We start from the raw sequence: 14,978 nt of genomic DNA, 5'->3' as shown, positions 1-14,978 counted from the left end.
ATCAGTCCTGCTGGATCGCCGAAGGGTGCTGCGCCAGCGGTGTCACGTCGACGTCCATGTACTCGAAAAGTGGCAGACCCCAAAGGATTTCGTGCAACCTGTCGGTGCTTTCCACATCGAAGATGCTGATGTTGGAGTATTTGCCCACGATGCGCCAGATGCTTTTCCACTCGCCACCGCGCTGGAGTTCCTGCGAGTAGGCCTTCTCCCGGGCGATCGTCTCCTGGCGGACCTCGGGGTCGAGGTCCGCCGGGATCGCCACGTCCATCCGGACCGCGAACAGCATCAGGCCTCCGGGTCCAGCACGAAGCTGTAGTCGATGCCGACGCCGTCGCCGCTCGGCTTCGGGTCCAGGATCAACTCCGGCTTCACCGCATCCGCGATGTCGTCGTTGTTGTGCGGGTCGCCCGGGAAGTACAGCTGTGCGGTGAGCAGCTCATGGCCCGGGGCGGACACCTTGACGTGCAGGTGCGCCGGACGCCAGGCGTGCCAGCCCGCGGCGGCGATCAGCTTGCCGCACGAGCCGTCGGTGGGGATCTGATAGGGAGCCGGCTGGATGGTGTGGATCTCGAAGTTGCCCTTGTCGTCGGCATGGAACGTCGCTCGCAGGTTCCATTCGGGGATACCGGGGGCGAACTGGCTGTAGAAGCCCTCGGCGTCGGCGTGCCAGAGCTCGACCTTGCCCGGCAGGGGAGTGCCGTCGACCGATGTGATGGTGCCCTTCCAGGTCAGCGGCGTGCCGGACTCCCCGTCGCGCATCGGGATCGTGTTGTCGACGGCGTCCGGCGCGTTCGGCACGTAGTAGGGGCCTTCGATGGTGCCCTTGTTGCCTTGACGGTGCTCGGTCGCCACGTCCTCGACCACGTGCTCCACCCACACGTCGAGGAACAGCGGCCACTCGCCGTCCTGGCCGACCTGGATGAGCCATGCCTTGAGGGCGTTGTATTCGTCATAGGTGACCTTGTGCTTGCGGATGGTGCCGTGGACGGCTTCCAGGACCTCGCGGGCGAGTAGGTCGACGCGCTCCTTCGGGACGTCCTTGACCGCGGCGTACGGCGACTTGTCCGTGGCGAAGCGGTCGGTCGCGGATGCGCCGGATGCGGCCGCGGTTGCGACGGCGCTGTCGTTGGTGGTGGTCATGTCGTTCTCCTTCAGTGGTGTCACTTCTTGTCGAGTCGGTAATGCTGAAGCCGGTTTTCGTCGATATCGATGCCGAGTCCGGGTCCCGGCGGCACGACGAGTTGCCCGCCGTTGATCTGCAGTGGCTGTGCGAGCAGGTCGTCGCTCATGTCCAGGAAGTTGGACAATTCGCCCGCGCGGCGCGAGGTGAGCTCGTATGCCGCCCCGAAAGCGACCGCGCAGGCGGTGCCGATCTGGCCGTCGATCTGGTTGCCGATGACGACCTCCAGGCCGAGCCCCTCGGCGAGGTGATGGACGCGCCGGCTGGCGGTGAAGCCGGTCCGGGCGGTCTTGATCGAGACAGCGGTCGCGGACCCGCCCAGCACTTCGCGGGTGACGTCTGCCGCGGTGGGCACGGACTCGTCGGCGATGAAGGGAACGTCGAGTTTCTCGACGAGCCACCGGCGGCCGAGCACGTCGTCGGCGGGGTTGAGCTCCTCGGCGAAGAGCAGGTCGAGGTCGTGCATCTCGCGCATCGCCCGCAACGCCTCGGACGTCGTCCAGCCGCGGTTGCCGTCGACATACAGCTCGACGCTGTCCCCGAAACGCTCGCGCAGTGCGCGGACGACCGCGGTGTCCAACTGGACCGGACGCCGGCCGACCTTCACCTTGAAGGTGCGGATGCCGTAGGTGTCGACGACCTTCTCCGCTTCGGCGACCATTGCGGCGGGCTCGTCGAAGCCGAGCATGTGGCTGACCCGCATCCGATCGGTGAAGCCACCGAGCAGCTCGGTGACCGGCAACTCGAGCGTCTTGCCGAGGGCGTCCCAGACCGCCATGTCGAGCGCGGACTTGGCGGTGGGATTGCCGACGGTGCGAGCCAGCCGGCTGTGCATCTGCTCGTGGTCCAACAGCGTCAGTCCGATGACCTGCGGGGCGAAGATCGTGTCGATGACCGCGATGATCCCGGCCTGGGTCTCCCCGTAGGTGAACGGCCGGGGCGGTGCCTCGGCGACGCCGACGACACCGTCATCGGTGCGCACCCGGACCAGCACGTGCTCGGCGCTGCGTATCTCGCCACTGGCGAAGCGAAGTGGCTTGACGTAGGGAATGGCGAACGGAATCGCCTCAACCGCAGTGATTTTCACGCCTGCTCCTGAGCTGCGGCTGGGTCCGCGAAGAACCCATGGGTTTCGAGCGTGTCCAGGACGGAGGAGACCAGCGGACTGGGCTCATCGCTGCGCCAGGCCAGCGAGAGGTCGATGCTGTCTGCGTCCTGCACGTCACGGAAGACGACTTCTCGCAGCTGCATGCTGCGGACCGACTCCGGCACGAGCGTCACACCGAGCCCGGCGCCGACCAGCGCCACAGAAGCGGCGGTACTCGCGGCCCGCTGAGTGATCCGCGGGGTGAACCCGGCGCGCCGGCAGCTGGCGATCATGGCCTCGTAGACGACCGACCGGTTGTCGGCATACGCGACGAAGTCCTCGGGCGCGACGTCAGACAGCTCCAGGCCGGACTCCTGCGCGAGGCGGTGATCGGCGGGCAACGCGAGGATCAGCGGCTCGTCCAGGATGTGTCGCGTCTGGACGCCGTCCTCCAGCACGGGGGAGCGCAGCACGCCCAGATCGAGGCGACCGTCCAGCAGTCCCTCGACCTGACTCGGGGTCAACAGGTCGGTCTGGACCTCCAGAGCCACGGCCGGGTGCACCGACCGGATCAGCCGGGTGAGGGGAGACATCTGGGTGTAGGCGCTCGTGCCTGTGAAGCCCAGTCGCAGCAGACCGGTGTGGCCACCGGCGATGTTGCGTGCACCGGCCACCGATGCGTCGAGGTCGCCGAGGATGCGGCGCACCTCCTGGTGGAAGAAGGCGCCGGCCTCGGTCAGCGCAACCGATCGGGTCGTCCGAGTGAACAGCTGCACGTCGAGGTCCGCCTCGAGCCTACGGATCGCCTGGGACAGTGCAGGCTGGGCGAGGTGCAGGCGCTCGGCGGCCTGCCCGAAGTGGCACAGCTCGGCGACTGCATCGAAATAGCGCAGTTGGCGAAGGTCCATGCCGGTCCTTTCATCGCTGTGACGTGGGTCATGTAGCACCAACGCTAGGGCGTCGATTACGCCGGCACAATGTCTAATTTGCCGTGTATTGATAACGCGTGCACACGTAATCGACTACCTAGCCAGCACTAGGTGTTTACCTCGTGTGACCTGAAACACGCTGTGTTGAAGTTCTGGGATCAGTGCAGCAGCGACCCTGGAGGACCGACCGTGACCGAGATGCTGGAAAGCCTGAGCAGCAAGCTGGACGACGCCGTCATCGACGACCCGACGACCGGGACCTTCCGGACCAACCGACGGATCTTCACCGATGAGGAGATCTTCGAACTCGAGATGAAGCACATCTTCGAGGGGAACTGGATCTACCTGGCACACGAGAGTCAGATCCCGAACCCCGGCGACTACTTCACGACATACATCGGCCGCCAACCGATCGTGATCACCCGCTCCAAGGGCGGAGAGCTCAACTGCCTGATCAATGCGTGCGCCCACCGTGGCGCCATGCTCTGCCGGCGCAAGACCGACAACCGGCCGACCCTGACGTGTCCCTTCCACGGCTGGACCTTCCGCAACGACGGGACGCTGCTGAAGGTCAAGGACCCGGACGACGCGGGCTACCCGGACAATTTCAACACTGAGGGGTCGCACAACCTCACCAAGGTGGCGAAGTTCGAGTCCTACCGCGGCTTCCTGTTCGGCAGTCTCAACGCGGACGTGCCCAGCCTCGCCGAGCACCTGGGCGACACCACCAAGGTGATCGACATGCTCGTCGACCAGTCGCCGGAGGGGCTGGAGGTGCTGCGCGGATCGTCGACCTACACGTATGACGGCAACTGGAAGGTGCAGGCCGAGAACGGCGCCGACGGCTATCACGTCACCGCGACCCACTGGAACTACGCCGCCACCACCTCCCGGCGCAACACCGGTGAGTCGAAGAACACCACCAAGACCCTCGACGCCGGCTCATGGGGGAAGTCCGGCGGCGGCTACTGGTCCTACCCCAACGGCCACCTGTGCCTGTGGACCTGGGCGGGCAATCCGCAGGACCGCCCGCTGTGGGACCGGATGGATGAGCTGAAGGAGAAGTTCGGCGACGCCAAGGGCGAGTTCATGGTCACCGGATCACGCAACCTGTGCCTCTACCCGAACGTGTACCTGATGGACCAATTCTCCACGCAGATAAGGCATTTCAGGCCCATAGCACCGGACAAGACCGAGGTCACCATCTACTGCATCGCGCCCAGGGGCGAGAGCACGGAGTCGCGTGCCTGGCGGATCCGGCAGTACGAGGACTTCTTCAACGCCTCGGGTATGGCGACACCGGACGACCTGGAGGAGTTCCGGTCCTGCCAGCTGACGTTCCGGGCGACGGCCGCCCCGTGGAACGACATGAGCCGGGGCGCGCAGCACTGGATCACCGGCCCCGACGCGGTCGCCAAGTCGTTGGGCATGGACGGAGTGATCTCCGCCGGGGCCAAGAACGAGGACGAGGGTCTCTACCCGGTCCAGCACGGCCACTGGCTCGAAACCATGCGCTCCGCGATCGCAGCGGAAGAAGCGTCCGTGGCTCACACGAAGGATGCCTGAGCGATGACCACCGTTGAAAACTCGCCCGAGACAACCGGTTCGGCGCTGATCACCCAGAACATCATCGAGCAGTTCCTCTATCGGGAGGCCCGCTACCTCGACGACCGGCAGTTCGAGAAGTGGCTCGGGTGTTACGCCGACGACGTCGTCTACTGGATGCCGGCCTGGGGCGATGACGACCTGCTGACGGAGGACCCGCAGACAGACATCTCGCTCATCTACTACGGCAACAAGGGCGGTCTGGAGGACCGGGTCTTCCGGATCCGCACCGAACGGTCATCGGCGACCTCGCTTCCGGAGCCGCGCACCAGCCACAACATCAGCAACGTCGAGGTCATCGAACGCCGCGGGGACATCGTCGACGTGCGCTTCAACTGGCACACGATGTATTTCCGCTACAAGACGATCGATCCCTATTACGGGACGTCGTTCTACACGATCGACTTCTCCGGAGAGCAGCCGCTGATCCGCCGCAAGACCGTGGTCCTCAAGAACGACTACATCCACCACGTCGTCGACATCTACCACATCTGAGCGAGCTGACATGTCCGTCACCGACACCAGCACCGCGACCCACCAGGTCGCGCTGTCCTTCGAGGACGGCGTGACCCGGTTCATCACCTGCCGACCGGATCAGACCGTCGCCGACGCGTCATACCGGCAACGGATCAACATCCCGCTGGACTGCCGCGACGGAGCTTGCGGCACGTGCAAGGCGCTCTGCGAGTCCGGCGAGTATGACGGTGGCACCTACATCGACGATGCGCTGTCGGACGACGAGGCGGCACAGGGATATGCGCTGCCGTGCAGTATGCGTCCGAAGTCCGACCTGGTGCTGCAGATCGCGAGCACGTCCGAGGTGGCCAAGACCAAGGCAGCCACCTACACCGGGACGGTCACGGGCCTGGACCGGCTGTCGACGAGCACGATGGAGTTGCGGCTCGAGGTCCCCAACCGCGAGGAACTCGCCTTTCTGCCAGGGCAATACGTCAACATCGACGTCCCCGGCACGGACGTGAAGCGCTCCTACTCGTTCAGCAACGCTCCGCACGAGCCGGAGCTCAGCTTCCTGGTGAAGCTCAGCCCGGGCGGTGCGATGTCCGACTACCTGACCGAGCGCGCCGCGGTCGGCGACGAGCTGACCCTGACCGGCCCGCACGGATCGTTCTTCCTGCGCGAGACCGAACGCCCGGTGCTGATGCTCGCCGGTGGCACCGGGCTGGCGCCGATCCTGTCCATGCTGCGGAAGCTGCGCGCCGACCGGAGCGACCGGATCGCCCACCTCATCTACGGTGTCAGCACCGATGACGACCTGGTCTCCCTCGAGGAGCTCGCGACGCTCGCGGACGCACTGCCCGGATTTACCTGGGACCACTGCGTTTCCGACCAGGCGAGCTCTGCTCAGCACAAGGGCCACGTCACGGATCTGATCGCCGCGGAGCACCTGCACGAGGGTGACGTCGCGCTCTACCTGTGCGGACCACCGGCGATGGTGGAGTCCGTCCGCAAGGGCGTCGCCGACGTGGGCATCGAGCCGACCGGTTTCTACTACGAGAAGTTCGCGTTGGCCGCGGCCGGCGCCGCACCCACGACGGCATCGGAGGCCGGTGCGGTGCCGGAGACCGGACTCGCCGCGGTGGAGGAGCTGCTCTTCGCAGCGGACGCGCGAGGTATCGCCGGTCAGGACATCGTGCCGGCGGCGGACGTGTCACCCGTCGGTGACGCGACACCGGTCGACGACGCCGGCGCCATACGTTCGGTGGGTGGTCAAGTGTTCCTGCCGGCCGACTCCGCCACGGCAGTGTCGGACCCCGTCATCGTCCCCGCAGCAGTCGCCCCGGTGGCCGCCGACGGCTACCAGATCGGTGAAGAGCATCCGGACATCAACTCCTCGGATGCGATCTTCGAGGCCCGTGAAGCACTCGAACTCGGTGCGCTCGAATTGGTCATCGGGCGGCTGTCGTCCGGACAACTCACCGGATATCGCTTGCTGGCGGAGTCGACCCTGCCCTATGTCGACGGCGAACGCTTCGTCGACGCGGCGGCCTACACCGACACCAACGCCGCGTTCCACGACTACCTCTTCGCGCTCACCGGGAACGAACACCTCCTCAAGGCCTACCAGGCACTGGGCGTCAAGGGACGTATGTCGGAAGTGCTCGCGAACGCCACCTGGTGCAACCCGCGGTGCGCGACCGACCACGTCGAGCTCGTCGACGCCTTCGAGGCAGGCGACCGTGCCACGGCGCAGCGGCTCATCATCGAGCACGCCAGTCGCTCCAAGGAGACGATGCGGCGCGCGATGGGCGAGACCGCCTCGGCGACCCGACCCCGCTTCGTGACCCCCGGCCGCTTCGCCGACAAGGTCGTGGTGGTGACCGGGGCGGCCCAGGGGATCGGGGCGCAGGTCGCGCGACGGGTCAGCGTCGAGGGCGGCACGGTCGTCGTCGCGGACCGGTCCGAGCTGGTCCAGGAGATCGCCGGCGAATTGGCCGGCGGAGCCGGTTGCCTGCCGGTGCAGTGCGATCTCGAGAGCTACACCGGCGCAACGGAACTGCTGGAGCGCGCGATCGCGGAGTTCGGTCGGGTCGACGTGCTGGTCAACAACGTCGGCGGAGCGATCAACTTCAAGCCGTTCACCGAGTTCACCGACGACGAGATCCGTGCCGAGGTCGAACGCTCACTGATGACAACGCTGTTCGCTTGCCGAGCCGCGCTTCCGTCCATGGTCGAGCGGGGACACGGCGTGATCGTCAATGTGTCCTCGGCCGCCACTCGAGGCATTCACCGGATCCCGTACTCCGCCGCGAAGGGTGGGATCAACGCGATCACCCAGTCGCTCGCGCTCGAGTATGCCGAGCACGGCATACGAGTCGTGGCGACGGCACCCGGCGGCACGGACGCCCCGCCTCGCCGGATCTCCCGCGGGACGCCGGAAGCGCGTACCGAGCAGGAGAAGAAGTGGTTCCAGGCGCACATCGACCAGACGCTCGCGTCTTCTCCGATGCACCGCTACGGAACGCTGGACGAGCAGGCCGCCGCGATCACCTTCCTCGCCTCCGAGGAGGCGTCCTACATCACCGGCACCGTGTTGCCGGTCGCGGGCGGGGATCCGGGCTGATCCGTGTCCACCCGGCAGACCCTCCGGTGGCCGTACGGTGGCACGGTGGACACCTCGCCGACGATCGCGCCGAGCCGACAGTTGCACCTCGATGCTGTTGTTCGCAGCGCGCTGTCCGGCACAGCTGCGTCAGCGCTGGTGTTCGTCACCGGCGAATCCGGTTGCGGCTCCACCACGTTCGTCAAGCGACTGGGGGACCGCTGCGGTCCCGGCCGGCCGCTCGATGCCGGTTCGGTGCGTCGCCTGACAGGTCTGCCGTGGGCACAGGAGCTGGCCGGTGACGCGCTGACCGCGTGGGGCGTGGACCCGTCCGAGGGCGTCCACGGTATGGCGCGGCAATTCATCGCCACGGTCGAGTGCGGCACGCACCGGTGGGACGCGGTGGTGCTGGTGACGAACGCGCATCTGGTGGATCCGCTGTCCATCGAGGCGTTGGTGAGTGCGACCCGCGATGCGCGAGCACGACTGCTGGTGATCCTGGACTGGACCGAGCCGCTGCGGGCGGGGATGCCACTGTCCGCTCATGACCACGGTGACCCTGCGCGGGGCGACCTTTTCGACGACGTACGGGCGGCGACGGACCACGTCGTCGAGCTGACACCTCTCACGGCTGACGACGTCGCGGTGCTGGCGGAGCAGAGCGGCGCGTTGGTGCCGGCCACCGGGATCGCCCACCTGTTGCGGTACACCGCAGGCAACGCCCGATCCGTCGTCGAACTGTTGCTGGAGGTGGGCCCGACGGACTGGACGAATGCTCACCTGTCCCTGCCGGCGCCCTCGAGTGTCCGGCGCGCTGTGCGTGCGCGGCGCCGCAGGCTGTCGCATCCGGCGCGGCGGTTCGTCGACGCGGTCGCGGTGCTGGAGGACGCGGATCCGCTGACCGGCGCGATGTCCGCGCCGTACGCTGCCCGGATCTCGGGAGAGGTCGCCACTCCGGCTGTGATGGCGGAGGTGGTCGAAAGCGGTCTCGTCATACCGCTGAACGCCGAGGAGACCCTGGTCCGGATGCGCGACGCGGTGAGTCGCCGTGCGGTGCTCGAGGAGCTTGGTCCCCGGGACCGGCGGGCTCTGCATGCGTGTGCCGCCGACGTGGTGGACGGGCACGCGGCGCGGTTACGACACAGCTGGTTCGCCGCTGCTTCGTTGCCCGACGACGCACTCGCGGAGCGGCTGGCCGCCGAGGCCGGGGTGCAGGCCAGATCCGGTTCCTGGGCGACCACCGGTGAGCTGCTCGACCTGGCGGCACGAGCCACCAGCGATCCGGACCTCGCCGGTGACCGACTGTTGGAGGCGGCCGATGCGCAGGTCGGCGCCGGAGATGTCGCGGGCGCGACCCGCCACCTTGCCCAACTCGAATCGTTGCGAGAGACCCCGCGGCGTAACGCTGTCCTGGGTTACGTCGCCGTCGTGCGTGGCCGATCCGGAGAGGCCGACAACCGGTTGCAGCGGGCCTGGGAATTGATCAATCCGCGACGCGATCCGCTCGGCGCATCGCTGATCGCTCAGCGCCATGTGCTGCACAGCCTGGCGAATTGCCAAGCGCAGCAGCTGGTTTCGTGGGCGGACCGAGCGATGGAGCTCGCGCCCGCGGAGTCGCCGGCAGCGATCGAAGCCGCAGCGATCCGGGGCTTGGCGAGCGCGGTCGTCGACTCACCCGCGGCGGCACTGGCCGGCTATGCGTCCCTGGTCGGATCGGTACCCGAGGGTGCGGTCGCCGCACGGGTGCGGATGGCGAGTGGCTGGTTGCATCTGGCCACGGACAACCCGGAGGAGGCCCGCGAAGAACTCGAGAGTGCCGTGCCCACGGACCATCTCGGTGGGTCGCTGCGGATCTCGTTGTGGGCGCGCGCGTGGCTCGCCCGTGTCCAGTTCGTCACCGGGGACTGGGACGCCGCCCTTCGCACGGCGACGACCGGTGCGGGCCTCGCGGAGCAGTCCGGTATGACGCTGCTGGCGCCACTGCTGCAGTGGACGCGGGCGCAGGTGCACACGCTCCGGGGTGACTGGTCGAACGCCGAGCTGTGCCTGCGACACGGCACGGTCAGCGGGCAGGACTACGCGATCATGCGGGTTCCCTCGGCGCTCGCTCGTGCCGCCTGGCACGAGGCGCGCGCGGAATACCCGGCCGTCGTACGCACGCTTGCGCCGTTGACCGAACCGTGGGCACGTGAGTGGGTCAGCAGTCCGGGCTTCTGGCCGTGGGCCGACGTCTACGCCAATGCGCTCGTGGTGTCGGGTCAGCTGGATCAGGCCGACAGTTTCCTGCGGCCGCACGAGCAGCGCGCCGCGGCTGCCGAGCACTCCTCTGCCATCGCCCGACTCGCGTATGCGCGGGGACGCTGGCACGGGCAACAGGGCGACCTGGACTCGGCACGCGAGCGTTTCACGACTGCGATCGGACGGCTCGAGCAACTGCCCGCGCCATACGACCTCGCACGGGTCCACTTCGCGTTCGGGCAGACGCTCCGCCGCGCAGGGCGCCGGGCAGAAGCCGACTCCGTGTTGTCCACTGCGCGTGACCAGTTCGCCCGACTCGGTGCCGCCACCTATGTCGGTAGGTGTGATCGGGAGCTCGCCGCCGGGGGAGTGAACGCGCCACGCACGACCGATGCCCACTCCGACGTGCTCACCCCGCAGGAGTCGGCGGTCGCAGAACTGGTCGCGCAGGGGCACACCAACAAGGACGTCGCGGCCGAGCTCTTCCTGTCGGTGAAAACCGTTCAATACCACCTGACTCGCGTCTACGCGAAGCTCGGTATACGTTCGCGATCGCAGCTGGCGGCGCAGTGGTCAAGGACCGACGGCTCCACCCGAGAAGTCCGTATGACGCCCGACCGCCGCGCGGAGCGGGGATCATGACGTCTTCTTCCATTGCCTGGGGAGAGTTACGACCAGGCGGGCTCGACCAGCGATCCGGTGGCATGGAGCACGTCGAGGCGGTGCACCTCGGGCTCGCCGGTCGGGCGCGTGCCGCCGAAGGCCGCGTAGACCGCGGGGCGTCAAGGGTCGGCCGGCCGGCAGGCGCAGCTATCACGCACCGCGGCGTCTCGAGCGGGCCGCCGCGACCCGCTCTGCGGTGTTGTCCGCCGCGTGCTCGCTGTTCGTGGAGCACGGTTACACTCGGACGACGATCGCCGAAATCGCTTCCAGGGCAAAGGTTTCACCGGTCAGCCGCTGACCCGGACTGCGCGAGTCTCTGGCGCGAGATCGCCACGCGCCGGGCGCGGAACATGCGCCTCTTCGCCGCCGACCTGCGCGGCACCGGCGAACTGCGCGACGACCTGACCGACGATCAGGTGGCAGACATCATCTGGAGCATGAACGCCGCGGAGTACTGGGACCTGCTCGTGCGCGAACGCGGCTGGCGTCCCGAGCAATTCCGGGACTGGCTCATCGACGCCTGGACGCGGACCCTGCTCCGGCCGTGACGCCCGGCGCCGAGTCATCGCAGCCGTCGAACGCGACGGCGAGTTCTTCGGTGAGGCACTTGTCGTGGCGTTGTCGCCAACCGGCGAGGACGTCCCTACACCAAATCGTGTATGACGCCGACCGCGCGGGCCAGGTGCGGCTCGTGCCGGTCCGCACGGTGCGCGACGGCGAGTTGCACTGTCGTCGCAGGCTGGACGAGCGGCCGGTAGGCGACACCTTCCAGACGCAGGGCGCTGACCGGATCGGGGACGATCGCGACCCCGAGGCCACCGGCGACCAGCGTCACCAGTGTTGAGGTTTCGCCGACCTCGTGTCGGATGTGTGGCTCGATGCCGGCATTCCGGAGCAGGCCGAGGGCCACGTCATACATCACCGATCTGCGGTCGGCCGAGTGGACGATCAGGTCACTGCCGGCCAACTGCTTGACCCGGACACGCTCGACCGGGGCCAGACGGTGCCCAGCCGGCAACGCGACCACCAGCCGGTCCTGACGGATCGGCTGCACGGTCAGTCCGAGGTCGGCGACCGGCGGTCGCAGGAGCGCGATGTCGATGTCGCCGTTGCGCAGGGCCGTGACCTGATCGGGGACCAGCATCTCGCCGCGGAACGCGAAATCGATGCCGGGCAGCGCTTCGGCGAGCCCGCGGGACAGCTGGGGGAGCAGCGAATAGGTGGCCGAGCCGACGCAACCGATGACCAGGCGCCCGACAGCGCCGGCGGCGACACGTCGTACGTGCTCAGTGGCGTCCCCGAGGCCGTGCAGTATGGCGCGGGCTCGCTCCAGGTAGGCCTGGCCGGCCGGCGTCAACGTGACGCTGCGGGTGCTGCGGTGCAGCAGCTCCACCCCCAGCTCGGTCTCCAGCTGTCGGATCGTCTGCGACAGCGGCGGTTGCGCCATGTGCAGGCGCTCCGCGGCGCGGGTGAAGTGCTGCTCCTCGGCGACCGCGATGAAATAGCGCAGGTGACGGATATCCATATCCAACAACTCTCAATCCAAGCCAATATCGATACTTCAGAATATCGTCGTATGGCGCTAACTTCGAGGTATGAGTGACGAGAGTGCATACGTCTACGCGGCGCGTCGGACGCCCTTCGGCAAGTTCAACGGCGGGCTGGCGGACGTGCGCCCGGACGATCTCGCCGCGCACGTGATCCGAGCGGTGCTCGCCGATGTGCCGGACCTCGACCCGGCCACGATCGACGACGTCGTCTGGGGCAATGCCAACGGAGCGGGGGAGGAGAACCGCAACGTCGGCCGGATGGCGGCATTGCTGGCCGGCCTGCCCACGTCGGTCTCCGGCACGACGATCAACCGGCTGTGCGGCTCGGGGCTCGACGCGGCGATGATGGCCAGTCGGCAGATCGAGACCGGCGACGCGGACATCGTGCTCACCGGCGGTGTGGAGTCGATGACCCGCGCCCCCTGGGTGTTGCCCAAACCGAGCCGTGCCTACCCGGCCCGCGACGTGACGGCGGTCTCCACGACGCTCGGGTGGCGGCTGGTCAATCCCGCGATGCCGAAGGAGTGGACGGTCAGTCTCGGCGAGGGCAACGAGCAGCTGCAGGAGCGCTTCGGCATCAGCCGCGAGCGGCAGGACGCATTCGCCGCGCGATCGCACCAACTCGCCCAATCCGCATGGGAATCCGGCTTCTACGACGATCTGGTCAGCTCCGTGACTCCGGCCAAGGGTGACGCTGTTGTCCGTGATGAATCGATCCGCCCCACGTCGACGGTAGAGGTGCTGAGCGGTCTCAAGCCGGCCTTCCGACCGGACGGCACGATCACCGCCGGCAACGCGTCACCGCTCAACGACGGCGCATCGGCAGTGCTGCTCGGCTCGGAAGCTGCGTCGAAGACACTCGGCGACCCGGCCGCGCGCATCGTCGGTCGCGGAATCATGGCGCTCGAGCCGCAGTCGTTCGGCTATGCACCGGTCGAGGCGGCCAACCGGGCACTCGCCCGCGCCGGCATCGGCTGGGACCAGGTCGGTCGGGTCGAACTCAACGAAGCGTTCGCCGTGCAATCCCTCGCCTGCGTCGACGCGTGGCCGATCGATCCGGAGATCGTCAACACCCGTGGCGGTGCCATCGCGATCGGTCACCCGCTCGGAGCCTCCGGCGGTCGCATCCTCGGCACCCTCGCCAAGGTGCTGCGCGAGGACAAGCAGCGGTATGGCGTCGCTGCCATCTGCATCGGTGTGGGCCAGGGTCTGGCCGTCGTCCTGGAGAACCCGGAGGTGTCGTCATGAGCGAGCGGAGCGAGCGACAGAAGGCTCAGGCGAATGACGCGGCCCGACGAAGGAGGGCGGCGTCATGAGTGCCGCAGTCGTGTGTGAGTCGGTGGACGAGGCCGTCGCCGGGATCGAGGACGGATCCACCGTGCTGGTGGGCGGATTCGGCCTGGCCGGTATGCCGTTCGATCTCATCGACGGACTGATCCGGCAGGGCGCTAAGGACCTCACGGTCGTGTCCAACAACGCAGGCAACGGTGAGGTCGGTCTGGCCGCGCTGCTCAAGGCCGGTCGGGTCCGCAAGGTGGTCTGCTCCTTCCCGCGGCAGGTCGACTCCTACGTCTTCGACGAGCTCTATCGCACCGGCGACGTCGAGCTGGAGGTCGTCCCCCAGGGCAACCTCGCCGAGCGGATGCGCGCTGCCGGTGCCGGGATCGGGCCGTTCTACTGCCCGACGGCGGTCGGCACTCCGTTGGCCGAGGGCAAGGAGACCAGGACCTTCGACGGCCGCGAATACCTGTTGGAGCATCCGATCTCGGCGGACTACGCGTTCATCTCCGCGTATCGGTCGGACACCGTGGGCAACCTGGTCTACCGCAAGACGGCTCGCAACTTCGGGCCGGTCATGGCGACCGCTGCGACCACGACGATCGTGCAGGTGCAGGAGATCGCTCCGGTCGGTTCCCTGGATCCCGAATCCGTTGTCACACCGTCGATCTACGTCGACCGGATCGTCCCGGTCGAAGCCCGTCACTACACCGTCCAGGGGGCGCAATGACCACGGAGACCATACCGACGGTCGAACACCTCGATCGTGGTCCGCTCGACCAGGACGAGTTGGCGGCCGTCGTCGCCGCCGACATACCGGCGGGCGCGTTCGTCAACCTCGGCATCGGCCAGCCGACCAAGGTGGCCGACCACCTGCGGCCCGAGCAGGGCGTGACCCTGCACACTGAGAACGGCATGCTCGGCATGGGGCCGAAAGCCGTTGGTGACGAGGTGGACCCGGACCTGACCAATGCCGGCAAGGTGCCTGTGACCGAGCTTCCGGGCGCGGCATACTTCCACCACGCCGACTCGTTCGCGATGATGCGCGGCGGACATCTCGACGTGTGCGTGCTGGGTGCCTACCAGGTGTCGGACCACGGCGACCTGGCCAACTGGCACACCGGCGCACCCGGTGCCATCCCCGCTGTCGGGGGTGCGATGGATCTGGCGATCGGTGCGCGGCAGGTCTTCGTGATGATGTCGTTGTTCACCAAGACCGGTGAGCCGAAACTAGTGCGCGAGTGCACCTATCCGCTGACCGGACGTGGCTGCGTGTGCCGGATCTACAGCAACGAGGCCGTGATCGACGTCGGACCCGACGGCGCCCACATGCGGCAGACGTGGGGCACGAGCGCCGCTGACCTCGCGGAACGGCTGGGCCTCTGAG

14 protein-coding genes are annotated in these 14,978 nt (G+C 67.7%); 9 read left to right on the top strand and 5 right to left on the bottom strand.

What is annotated here, in order from left to right:
* Position 1 precedes the first annotated feature (1 nt).
* From catC to IEX71_RS15230, 4 genes are read right to left on the bottom strand one after another with little or no spacing between them, the layout of a single operon-like run.
* The gene (gene catC / locus IEX71_RS15245; RefSeq protein WP_229749760.1) at positions 2 to 286 is read right to left on the bottom strand and encodes a muconolactone Delta-isomerase; all 285 of its coding nucleotides are present in this window, start codon (positions 284 to 286) and stop codon (positions 2 to 4) included.
* Positions 286 to 1,140, bottom strand: a complete 855-nt coding sequence (gene catA, locus IEX71_RS15240; protein ID WP_188837862.1) for a catechol 1,2-dioxygenase — start codon at positions 1,138 to 1,140, stop codon at positions 286 to 288. The genes catC and catA overlap by 1 nt, the downstream gene beginning before the upstream one ends.
* Before the next feature lie 20 nt (positions 1,141 to 1,160).
* Positions 1,161 to 2,267, bottom strand: coding sequence for a mandelate racemase/muconate lactonizing enzyme family protein (locus IEX71_RS15235; RefSeq protein WP_188837861.1), 1,107 nt, complete (start codon positions 2,265 to 2,267; stop codon positions 1,161 to 1,163).
* Positions 2,264 to 3,175 carry a LysR substrate-binding domain-containing protein gene (locus IEX71_RS15230; RefSeq protein WP_188837860.1) on the bottom strand — a complete coding sequence of 304 codons (912 nt, stop codon included), beginning with the start codon at positions 3,173 to 3,175 and terminating at the stop codon, positions 2,264 to 2,266. Before IEX71_RS15230 ends, IEX71_RS15235 begins: the two co-directional genes overlap by 4 nt.
* Before the next feature lie 219 nt (positions 3,176 to 3,394).
* On the opposite strand from IEX71_RS15230, the gene benA reads away from it, so the two are divergent.
* The 6 genes from benA (at position 3,395) to IEX71_RS22560 (ending at position 11,311) form a co-directional block, all read left to right on the top strand.
* Complete coding sequence (benA, locus tag IEX71_RS15225) at positions 3,395 to 4,762, top strand: benzoate 1,2-dioxygenase large subunit (protein ID WP_188837938.1); 1,368 nt, start codon at positions 3,395 to 3,397, stop codon at positions 4,760 to 4,762.
* Between the two features lie 3 nt (positions 4,763 to 4,765).
* Positions 4,766 to 5,296 (top strand): benzoate 1,2-dioxygenase small subunit, encoded by a 531-nt coding sequence (gene benB / locus IEX71_RS15220; RefSeq protein ID WP_188837859.1) that lies wholly within the window; start codon positions 4,766 to 4,768, stop codon positions 5,294 to 5,296.
* A 10-nt stretch (positions 5,297 to 5,306) separates the two neighbouring features.
* Positions 5,307 to 7,883 carry a benzoate 1,2-dioxygenase electron transfer component BenC gene (gene benC, locus IEX71_RS22570; protein ID WP_188837858.1) on the top strand — a complete coding sequence of 859 codons (2,577 nt, stop codon included), beginning with the start codon at positions 5,307 to 5,309 and terminating at the stop codon, positions 7,881 to 7,883.
* A 45-nt stretch (positions 7,884 to 7,928) separates the two neighbouring features.
* Complete coding sequence (locus IEX71_RS15210) at positions 7,929 to 10,742, top strand: helix-turn-helix transcriptional regulator (RefSeq protein ID WP_229749759.1); 2,814 nt, start codon at positions 7,929 to 7,931, stop codon at positions 10,740 to 10,742.
* Between the two features lie 217 nt (positions 10,743 to 10,959).
* Entirely contained in the window at positions 10,960 to 11,061 is a 102-nt protein-coding gene (locus IEX71_RS22855) for a helix-turn-helix domain-containing protein (protein ID WP_373284641.1), read from the top strand.
* A 52-nt stretch (positions 11,062 to 11,113) separates the two neighbouring features.
* Positions 11,114 to 11,311 carry a hypothetical protein gene (locus tag IEX71_RS22560; protein ID WP_229749758.1) on the top strand — a complete coding sequence of 66 codons (198 nt, stop codon included), beginning with the start codon at positions 11,114 to 11,116 and terminating at the stop codon, positions 11,309 to 11,311.
* 95 nt (positions 11,312 to 11,406) lie between these two features.
* Here IEX71_RS22560 and IEX71_RS15200 read toward each other — a convergent pair whose 3' ends face one another.
* The gene (locus tag IEX71_RS15200) at positions 11,407 to 12,288 is read right to left on the bottom strand and encodes a LysR family transcriptional regulator (protein WP_188837857.1); all 882 of its coding nucleotides are present in this window, start codon (positions 12,286 to 12,288) and stop codon (positions 11,407 to 11,409) included.
* A gap of 70 nt (positions 12,289 to 12,358) precedes the next feature.
* On the opposite strand from IEX71_RS15200, the gene IEX71_RS15195 reads away from it, so the two are divergent.
* The 3 genes from IEX71_RS15195 to IEX71_RS15185 all read left to right on the top strand — a co-directional run bounded on the left by IEX71_RS15195 (position 12,359) and on the right by IEX71_RS15185 (position 14,977).
* Entirely contained in the window at positions 12,359 to 13,561 is a 1,203-nt protein-coding gene (locus IEX71_RS15195; protein ID WP_188837856.1) for a thiolase family protein, read from the top strand.
* 64 nt (positions 13,562 to 13,625) lie between these two features.
* Positions 13,626 to 14,321, top strand: a complete 696-nt coding sequence (locus IEX71_RS15190; RefSeq protein ID WP_188837855.1) for a 3-oxoacid CoA-transferase subunit A — start codon at positions 13,626 to 13,628, stop codon at positions 14,319 to 14,321.
* Positions 14,318 to 14,977: a 3-oxoacid CoA-transferase subunit B gene (locus IEX71_RS15185; protein WP_188837854.1), complete on the top strand. Its 660-nt coding sequence runs from the start codon at positions 14,318 to 14,320 to the stop codon at positions 14,975 to 14,977. Before IEX71_RS15190 ends, IEX71_RS15185 begins: the two co-directional genes overlap by 4 nt.
* Position 14,978: the final 1 nt, after the last annotated feature.

The sequence above is a fragment of the Flexivirga endophytica genome (assembly GCF_014640635.1).
GTDB classification, from domain to species: domain Bacteria; phylum Actinomycetota; class Actinomycetes; order Actinomycetales; family Dermatophilaceae; genus Flexivirga; species Flexivirga endophytica.
This window is presented reverse-complemented; position numbering and strand designations above follow the sequence as displayed.